Source organism: Microlunatus flavus (genome assembly GCF_900110855.1).
Classification (GTDB): Bacteria; Actinomycetota; Actinomycetes; order Propionibacteriales; family Propionibacteriaceae; genus Microlunatus; species Microlunatus flavus.
Genome location: NZ_FOFA01000005.1, coordinates 320,897 through 329,614 on the forward strand (window position 1 = coordinate 320,897; position 8,718 = coordinate 329,614).

The following is an 8,718-nucleotide window of genomic DNA, read 5'->3' on the forward strand; positions in this document are numbered from 1 at the left end:
TTCTTGTCGTCTCGGGCCCATCGTGAGCACGACTGCTTGTACGGCCCCAGCGGACAGGGATACCCGCCGCGCACCGAGGAGCTGGACGGGTTCGACGACGAGGAGCAGCGCGACCTGCTGTTCAAGGAGCTCAGCGGCGCCCTCGAAGCGGTCGACCACCCGCTGGAGGCAGCAGTCGATGACCTCACGGTCGACGACATCATCGGCGCATTGCAAGCGCTGCCGATGCGCCGACGTGCAGATGTCCTTCGATCGCTCGGGCTGAGCCTGAACCCGCCGAAGGTTGGCAGGTCGCTGGCGCAGGACGTCCTCGCCCGGATCCGCCGCGCCGGTGGCCACGACCGCCGACACGCCTGCGCCACCCTGACCTCCCCGCTGGGCGGACCCGTGCTGGGGGCTGCGTACATGGTGGGCACATCCGAAGGCGACGCGCTCGAGAAGCGGCTGACCGCCTGGTCGCCGGCACTCCTGCGGCTCTCCGTGTGGGCGAATGGGGCGTGCAGCCCCAGCGGTGCTCGCGTGTGGGCGTGGGCCACTGCGCAGCCGTGGTTCGCGTCGCCGCGGCTCGACCCCGCGTCGATCGAACGCGTGGCAGCTGCCGCTTCAGCCTTGATTGCCGCAACACCCGAGCTCGAGTTCGGGTCCGGGACGAGCGACGCGGAGCAGGATGCCGCCGGCTCCGAGACCGAGGCCGGTGAGGTCGGTGAGAACCCCGACCAGAAGAGCCTGACGGACGACGCAGCCATTCGGAGGGCCGGGACAGAGGGGCCCAGGGACGCCGCCAACGCCCCGGCCGCGCCTGAGGTGTCCTCTACCAAGCCGCTGGCCGACACCCCTGATGCCTCCGGGGCGAATGGGGCCGAGGCGGCCCCAGGCGCCCGCGACCTGGGCCGCGACCTGGACGAGCTGGTCGAACTCGTCAGCGCCGCAGAGCGCGCAGCGCACGACGCCGCACACAACCTGGCCGGCGGCCGGGGCCCTTCGCCCGAGCACCTCGGCGCGCTGTTCAACTGCGCAGCTGGCTTCGAAGCTCTCGAATCAGCCTTCTCCGCAGCGGGTGTAGAAGTCGGCGACGCCAGCGTCGACGGCTTCCGGGCCGCCCTCGAGGACCACCGGCGCCAGTCCAACGACCTGCCGCTGCGGGAGTCTCTCGCCCGCTACGCCCAGCTCTCCGCCCCGGCCGAGCAGGACGAGCTGCGTTCCCAGCTGGGCCGTGCCGCCGCCCACGCCAAGGCCCTGCTCGACCTTCACACGTGGTCGGCGGCCGAGCGCGCCACTGCGCAGGCGCTCGCGCTGATCGTCGATCTCACCGCTGCCGATCTGCCGGTGCTCGAGATGCTCGACATCCAGAAGCGAGCCGTCGCGGCCGACACCTCACTCGCGCTCCTTGTCATCCAGGCCTCCTCTCTGCGGGCCACTGCGCCCACGCCGGACGCGCCAGACGCTGAGGTCGGCGCCGAGGATGCCGACCAGACGGCAGCGCCGACAACCGTTGAAGCAGTGGAGGAAACCGCACTCGCTGCCCGCGCGGGACGCGGTGACACGACCGCCGCGCCGGTTCCGCCCAAGGACATTGTCGCCGAGGTGACGGCGACGCACGTCGGGCACTTCTCTACCGAGCAGCCCACCGCTCCGTCCGACGCCGTCACCCCGCCTGCTGTGCCCAACGGGACGTTTGAGGACCAGGCTGCGCAGTCGCAGCCCGTTGGTTCCGCTGCCCCGCAGGAGCAGGAGCAGGAGGAGGAGCATTCGGACGGCCTGCGTCGGGGAAGTTTCGCCGAACACCCAGCGTTGGCGCAAATACCGGTCACACAGGCCGCGGCGGACGCTGCCGACCTGGACGAGGACTACCTGGACGAGAGCGGGTTCGACCCTGCCGACGAGGCGCTTGCCGACCTCATCTTCGACGGGCGGTACGCCCTGGCCGCAGAGCTCGCCGGCAGCGTCGGGACCGCCGAGCCGGCCCCCGCCGTGCTCACCACGAGCGCGCTGGCCGCAGCGGTCCGGACGCCTAACGGCCGCGTCGCAATGGCCATCAAGGACCAGCTGGCGGACTTGGAGACTGCCACCCTTACCGACACCGCCTCCCTGCTGCTGATCGTGCCCGCGCTGCTTCGGGTGGCCCTGGTGACCGGCGACTACACCGCTGGCGCTCGCCTGCTCGACGCGGAACCGCATCTCGAGCAGCACCTCGCCACCCTCGCGAGAGAAGTCGGCAAGCGGGCCGTCGAGGGTGCGCTCGTCCAGTCTCCTCCGCTCACGTGGGTGGCCGACCCGACTAGCAGCGGGCGGGCGATCAACGAAGCTGCCGCCGAGGCGTCCGACCAGGTCCGGGTGCGGAAGCTGCGCTACAAGCGCGCTAGCGACATTGCCAACGACTGGCTAAGCGCGGACGGCTTCATCGGCCGCGCCCTGCGGGTCGTGTCGTCTGACTCCCGTGCCAAGCTCGACATCGTCGCCGAGGCGCTGACCGTGCTCGGCGACGCGTCTGCGGTCACCCGTCAGATCGAGGCCGACGACCGCCGACTCAGGTCCGGCAGCAGCAAGGCGATGGACGGTCCGGCCGTCGGCAACCTGATGAGCGTCGCCGCCGAGGCGATCGGGCCGCTGAGCCGATGGGCGGCCGCCGTCGAAGCGGGCCAGCGCGGGGACCGTCGTACGTCCTGGTCGACCGCTGAGGTCGCCGCCATGCGGGCGGCGGTCCAGGCTGCTGCGCCGCAGGCCATCGAGGCCCTGGGACACGTCGTTCCGGGGACCAGCCCGGTCGTCGCCGCAGCCGCTGCGGCCGCAGCCGCCTCGCTCGGCGAGACCCTGTCCCTGCTGGACGGCGGCGCAGGCCGCGACGCCTTCGAGCTAAGCGTGAGCAATGTCCTCGGGCTCGACCTGCTGCACGTCGTCGGGGTCGTCGTCGACGAGAGCACCGGAGCGATCAGCGTGCCCGCAGACGTCGAGCCCGGCGACCTCGCCGCCGCTGCTACGCGCTCCTGGGAGGACGCCGTCCGGCTGCACATCGACGGGGAGAACTTCGCTGCTGCGCGCCGCCTTGTCCAGGCGTCCCAGTCGCAGCTCCTGAGCGGACCGGGCGGCGCTCCCGCGCTCAGCGACGAAGTCGTCGACCTGGTCAGCGTGAGCGCTCACTCCGCCGCAGCGGACGTGGAGCAGACGCTCAACGACCTCGCGGCCGCCCTGCGCGAAGCCCGGCTGAACAACCAGATCTCCGAGGAGCAGGACGCGGAGCTGACCGCTCGCCTGGACGACGCCAGACGCGACTTGAAGAACCCGGGCGCGGTGCGCGCAATCCTCGACAGCATCAAGCAACGGCTGCCGCACTACCGGCAGGAGGCAGCAACGCGGCTCAGGGAGAGGCTGGCAGCCACCCGGATGCAGCCTAAGGTGACAGATGCCGACGTCCAACGGGTCGCCGGCTACATCAACCGCGGAGACCTCGGTACCGCCGAGGAGCTCATCTACCTGCTGCAGACCGACGAGACGCTGCCGTCGCTGCAACCCCACGACGAGTTGCAGCGCTTCTTCCCGGCCGTGCCGGAGGCTCTACCCGCCGGCATCACCACCGCCCTCGTCGACGCCGCCCGGCGCCGCCAGGTCTTAGCGTCGTGCCCGGCGCTGGACTTCAGCAAGTTGAACGCCAACCTCGCCGAGCTCAACTCCGGGGCACTGAAGGGCTGGATGAAGCTGGGCGCGACGCCGCCGAACCAGCGCGGTCGGATCAGCGAGCACGAGCTGCTGCTGCCGGCGCTGCGCGTCATCGGGATCGAGCTGAAGAAGTTCGACCGGCTCGACTCGGCTCTCGTCCACCGCGACCGCAGATTCGTGGACGGCCGCGACGTGACCCTAAACGGCGACGCCGTGGTGCCCGCGTTCGGGTCCAACGCAGGCGATCGCCGCCGCATCCTGCTCGTCTGGGGCCAGCCGTCTGCGGAGACGCTGATGTCGTACGTGGACCAGGACCCGGCCGAAGGCCCGCTCATCGTCGCCTACTTCGGCACGATGAGCGTCCAGGTCCGCAAGGACCTCGCTGTCCGTTCGCTGCGCTCGGCGGCTCCGGTCGTCGTCCTCGACGACGCCGCCCTGGCCTACCTAGCCGCTCAGGGCGGGCGGCTCTTCCAGTCGACGATGCGGATCCTGCTCCCGTTTGCGAACGTCAACCCCTACGTCCGCCAGAAGCGCGGCCTCGTCGCAGCGGAGATGTTCTACGGCCGCGGCGACGAACGGCGTCAGGTCCTCGACAAGGACGGCACGCAGATCATCTACGGCGGCCGCGGGCTGGGCAAGTCCGCGCTGCTGCATGATGCCGCCGCCGTGTTCGAGCGGTCCGGGCCGCCGGGTGAGCGGGTCGCGATCTACATGTCGCTGGACGCGCTCGGCATCGGTACCGGCACCAGCAGCGCGTTTGGGGCGGCCGTGCTGTGGGACTCGCTGCTCCAGCACCTGGTCAACCGCGAGGTCGTGGGCGAGAAGAAGTCGGCGCGCGGCGCGCGCGCGAACCCCTACGACAAGGTTCAGGCAGCGGTGGCGGCGTGGCTGGGCGAGCACTCTTCGCGTCGGCTGCTGATCCTGCTGGATGAGTCCGACCGCTTCTTCGAGGCCGACGCCCCGACGTTCCTCGAGACGAAACGGATCCGTGAGCTCGGGTCCAGAACACAGGACCGCGCCAAGGTCGTCTTCGCCGGTCTGCACTCGGTCCAGCGGTTCACCAAGGTGGCCGGCAACAGCCCGTTCTCCCACCTGGCGCAGCGGCCCACCGTCATCGGGCCGCTCAAGCCGCAGAACGCCCTGGACCTGCTCACCGCGCCGCTCTCGGCGCTGGGCTACACGTTCGAGGAGCCCGACCTGGTCAACCGGGTCCTGGCCAACTGCTCCTACCAACCGTTCCTGCTGCAGATGTTCGGCCACCGCCTCGTTGAACGCATGCACCAGCAGCGCAGGGTAGCTCCGCCCGGGCAATCGGGGGTGCCGTACGTGATCACGCGCGGCGACATCGAGGCCGTCGACGCGAACGACGAGCTGCGCGAGGACATCTCGCACGCGTTCCGCGAGACGCTGTACCTCGACCCCCGGTACAACGTCATCGCCAACGTGATGGCCCGGCACGCGCACACCTTTGGCTTGGACGCCCGGCTGAGCGACGCCGCGATGCGAGAGGAGTGCCTCGCGTGGTGGCGGCGCGGCTTCGCGAAACTGGACGTGGAAGGGTTCCGGGCCTACCTGTCGGAGATGGTGGGCCTCGGCGTGCTGGCCCGCAACTCCGACGGGGGCGGCTGGCGGCTGCGCGGTCCTGCGGTGCTGAAGATGGTGGGTCCCGAGACCGAGGTGGAGACCCAGCTCATCGGCGCCGACAACTCTCCGCTCGACGAGTACGTGGCCCTGGAGATGCACACCCTGATGGGCGACAACGTCACCCGTTCGCCGTTGACGGCCTCCCAAATGGACGACCTCATCGGCGACCACGCCAACCAGGTGCGTGTCGTGCTCGGGTCCACCGCCACGGCGGTGGGTGACGCTGTCGCGGCGATAGCCGCAGCGGCCGACATCGGAAAACGGTTCACGGTGGTCCAGGTGGCGACCCGCGGCGCGTTCGACTCGGCGCTGGTCGGCGGCAGCCCCGGCGAGCGGCGGGTCGTTGTGTCCTCCCTGGCCGGGCGTGACGAGGAGGTTTGCCGGGCCGCCCTGCAGTCGGCGCTGACCCGGATCCCGGACAGGTCCGGGGTGACCCGCTCAAGCGTCCTGGTGGCCGACACCGGCCAGCTGAAGTTCTGGCGCGAGGTCCTCGCGCAGGAGGCAGAGGTCCCGACCTTGTCGACGGTGTCGCTGCGCCGCTACGACCTCGAGTCGTTGCGCGTCTGGGCGCTCATGGCGACGAAGTTCCGTGGCAGCGGACGGGTGGAACGGCTGCTGGACGTCACGGGCGGCTGGCCGTTCCTGGTCGAGCGGGCCGCCACGCAGGCTGTCAGCTCGGTCGGGGAGGCGAAGGTCATGGACCGCCTCGAGGCGTCGCTGGCCACCCCCGAAGGTGCTGCGGAGCTGGTCGCTGCGGTCGGGGTTGGAACGGACCCGGCGGTGTCACGCGTCTACGACGACCTCGTCGAGGCGCTCGCCGACGACCCGGACGGGGCCGACCTCGTGGACCTGGAGGCCCTCGCCTCGGAGTCCGACCCCGACCCGAAGTCTGCCGTCGCCTGCCTGCTGTCACTGGGGGTGCTGAACGCGTCGGGGTCGTCGGCACGCTACCGCCTTGAGCCGGTCCTCGCGGCTGCCTGGCAACGCCGCTGACCCCAACAGCCGCCGCGCTCAGCGAGCGTGGTGGGTGTCAGGCTGCGGGCGCGCGAGGGCGTCACCAGGTCTTCGTGCTGGACGAGTTCGGCCGGTCGCTGCCCCAGTGCGGTCGCACGCAACCAAACATCAGAACCTCAAGCTGCCGCCCGAGCTCCGCCCGCGCTGAGACCTCTGCGCTGCTTCTCGGCAGCAGTGGCATGCACGACATTGCTGGCGCCGTAGTAGCGGTTCCTCACGAAAGCATCGTCCATCCAGCCGCCGTTCGCCAACAGTTCCCCTGGGGTCCAGTTCCATTCGTCGATCGCGGTTGACGCGTACCTGTGCCGAAGAGAGTGGAAGGTGTGCTTCCAATCTCGTCGTACGACCATCACAACCTTGCCGTCGCCGTCGAGCTCCGCCTTCCTGGCGCCACTTACTCGTCGTTCCATCTTCGGTGTCGACCATTCGAGCGCCGTCCACCCGGCGATCTCGGCGGCGACATCGAACCGACGATCCAAGAAGTTGGAGGCGTTCCAATAGCCGCCACGAGGTGCTGGGAACATCAAAGCGTTTGGATTGGTCCCGTCGCGCTGCTCCTGCAGTGCCTCGTCGGCACGATTGATGAGCGCGTCGTATAGCGGGTACCCCGAAGGCGTAAGTCTGGTGACCACGGCGAGCCGTTGCTTCCCGCCCTTCGGCCGCTCAAGCTTCCCGTCCTGCATCTGCCAACGGACGCGAACCGTCGGCAGCCCTCCTGCAGCGGCCAACACGTCAGGGGCAGCGAGAGCGAAGAGCTCAGACTCGCGAAGCCCTGCATAGGCGGCGAGATTTGCGAGCAACTCCCAGAGGGCCGCGATGTCGGGACGCAGACGCCGCAACCGCCTCGCCGGCAGTGCGTACAGCGCGCGAGCCAGCCGATGGACTGCCTCATTGGTTGGCACCTCGTCTGGCGTGATCAGCTCAGCCGACTCGCCGTGCTGTGCGACTGGGTTGCTCCGCTGCGGGCGTGCGGACGCGATGAGCGGAACCGTGACGTCGTAGATGCCCTTTTGCTCAGCACGCAGGAAGTCGTCGCGGACGCCCGTGGTGATCATGGACGAGAGGAGCCGTCGTGTCTTGATCACTTCGTTGTTGGTAGGACACTTCGCGTAGCAGCGCTTAGCCAGGTCCTTGCTCCAGTCCGACAGCGAGGCCGACAAGAGCGGCCCCAGGTAACAGGCAGCAATCCGCTCGTAGCCCTTGATCGTGTTCCGCGCCCAAGGCTTGTGGCGTCCGCCCCTCGTGGGGTGGGGCCGCGCCGGATCAAGGAAGTGTTGCAGCAGTTCGTGCCCGGTGCTGGCGTTCTTGCCGGCCTCGGTACTGGCCGTTTGACGTCGATCCAACTCCCTCGCCTTGCTCATGGCCGACGCTCGCGTGCGCCCTCCGGTGGTCTGCGCGATGCGCTTGCCGTTCTCGTCCAGCACTTCGAGTCGCCAGTACAGGGAACCGCTAACCGGAGGGTTCGCACGAACTCGCCCCGACCTCGTCACGAAGGCTCGGCTCTCGTCGGCCCGGTTGGTCTCAGTGCTCACGTCTGTGCCTCTTCCTGACATCGCGGTCGATCACTTCCAGCAACTCGTCTTCGTTCTTAGTGGCTTCGTCAACAACCTCGCGGACGACCACCTCGCGGGCGGCGCGCCGCTCCTCCTTGGTCCTGCGACGTGTGACCAACCAGTCGAAGACCTCCTCCCGCGCCCACAGCAAGTGGCCGCCGCCCAGGTCGAATGGGACGGGAAACCCGTCGCGCTCGATGAGGTCGTGAGGTTTCTCCCGATGGAGGAAGACCTGCAGGTGTTCGGTCGTCCAGAAGCGGTCATCCCACGCACCGTCCTTGTCGACACGTGGGCGCGTCGTCTCGTTCATGCGGAGGGACAGTCCGGCGCCATGCGGGGAGCGCAGTAGGCGCCGCGAGCACGGCCACCTTGTGCGAGGGCTCTGTGCGAAACGCGCTGTAATATGCCTCGACTGCCGTCTGACTAGGCGTGATGTTCAGGCGACTAAGGGACTCATAATCCTTCGGTCGTGGGTTCAAGCCCCACTCGCCCCACCCGCTCATGTGTGTATGGATCCGCTTGATGGTTGACATCGCGGTTCCGGTTGATGCTTGTCGCGGTTCCGGTTGATGGTCGACACCGGTTCCGGTTGATCCTTGACACTCCCTCATGAGGGAGTTGAGCGTGGCTGAGCAGCGCTATCAAGCAGTGCTGGCAGTGATCAAGGACGGGCGCACGGTGACCGAGGTCGCCGCTGCAGTCGGGGTGTCGAGACAGACGTTGCACGCCTGGCTCGGCAAGTACGAGGCCGGTGGCCTCGAGGGTCTGGCCGACGGCTCGCACCGTCCGGCCGGGCATCCGCGGCAGATGAGCGCGTCGGTGGAGGTCGCGGTTCTGGAGGCGCGTCGTGCGC

General features: G+C 69.1%; 4 protein-coding genes. 2 read left to right on the forward strand and 2 right to left on the reverse strand.

The window, feature by feature from the left end:
- The first annotated feature begins 36 nt into the window (after positions 1–36).
- Entirely contained in the window at positions 37–6,291 is a 6,255-nt protein-coding gene (locus tag BMY04_RS13895) for a hypothetical protein (RefSeq protein ID WP_139209859.1), read from the forward strand.
- 137 nt (positions 6,292–6,428) lie between these two features.
- Here BMY04_RS13895 and BMY04_RS13900 read toward each other — a convergent pair whose 3' ends face one another.
- Complete coding sequence (locus BMY04_RS13900) at positions 6,429–7,844, reverse strand: site-specific integrase (protein ID WP_139209860.1); 1,416 nt, start codon at positions 7,842–7,844, stop codon at positions 6,429–6,431.
- Positions 7,834–8,175, reverse strand: coding sequence for a hypothetical protein (locus tag BMY04_RS13905; RefSeq protein WP_091181642.1), 342 nt, complete (start codon positions 8,173–8,175; stop codon positions 7,834–7,836). Before BMY04_RS13905 ends, BMY04_RS13900 begins: the two co-directional genes overlap by 11 nt.
- Before the next feature lie 299 nt (positions 8,176–8,474).
- Between BMY04_RS13905 and BMY04_RS13915 the strand changes: the two genes are divergently transcribed.
- Positions 8,475–8,718, forward strand: a 244-nt coding sequence (locus BMY04_RS13915) for a helix-turn-helix domain-containing protein (protein ID WP_139209861.1), incomplete at its 3' end; no start/stop codon positions are given.

What these genes read in the sequence shown, in the direction of transcription:
- BMY04_RS13905 (WP_091181642.1), bottom strand. Translation starts at nt 8,175, where the DNA reads ATGAACGAGACGACGCGCCCACGTGTCGACAAGGACGGTGCGTGGGAT.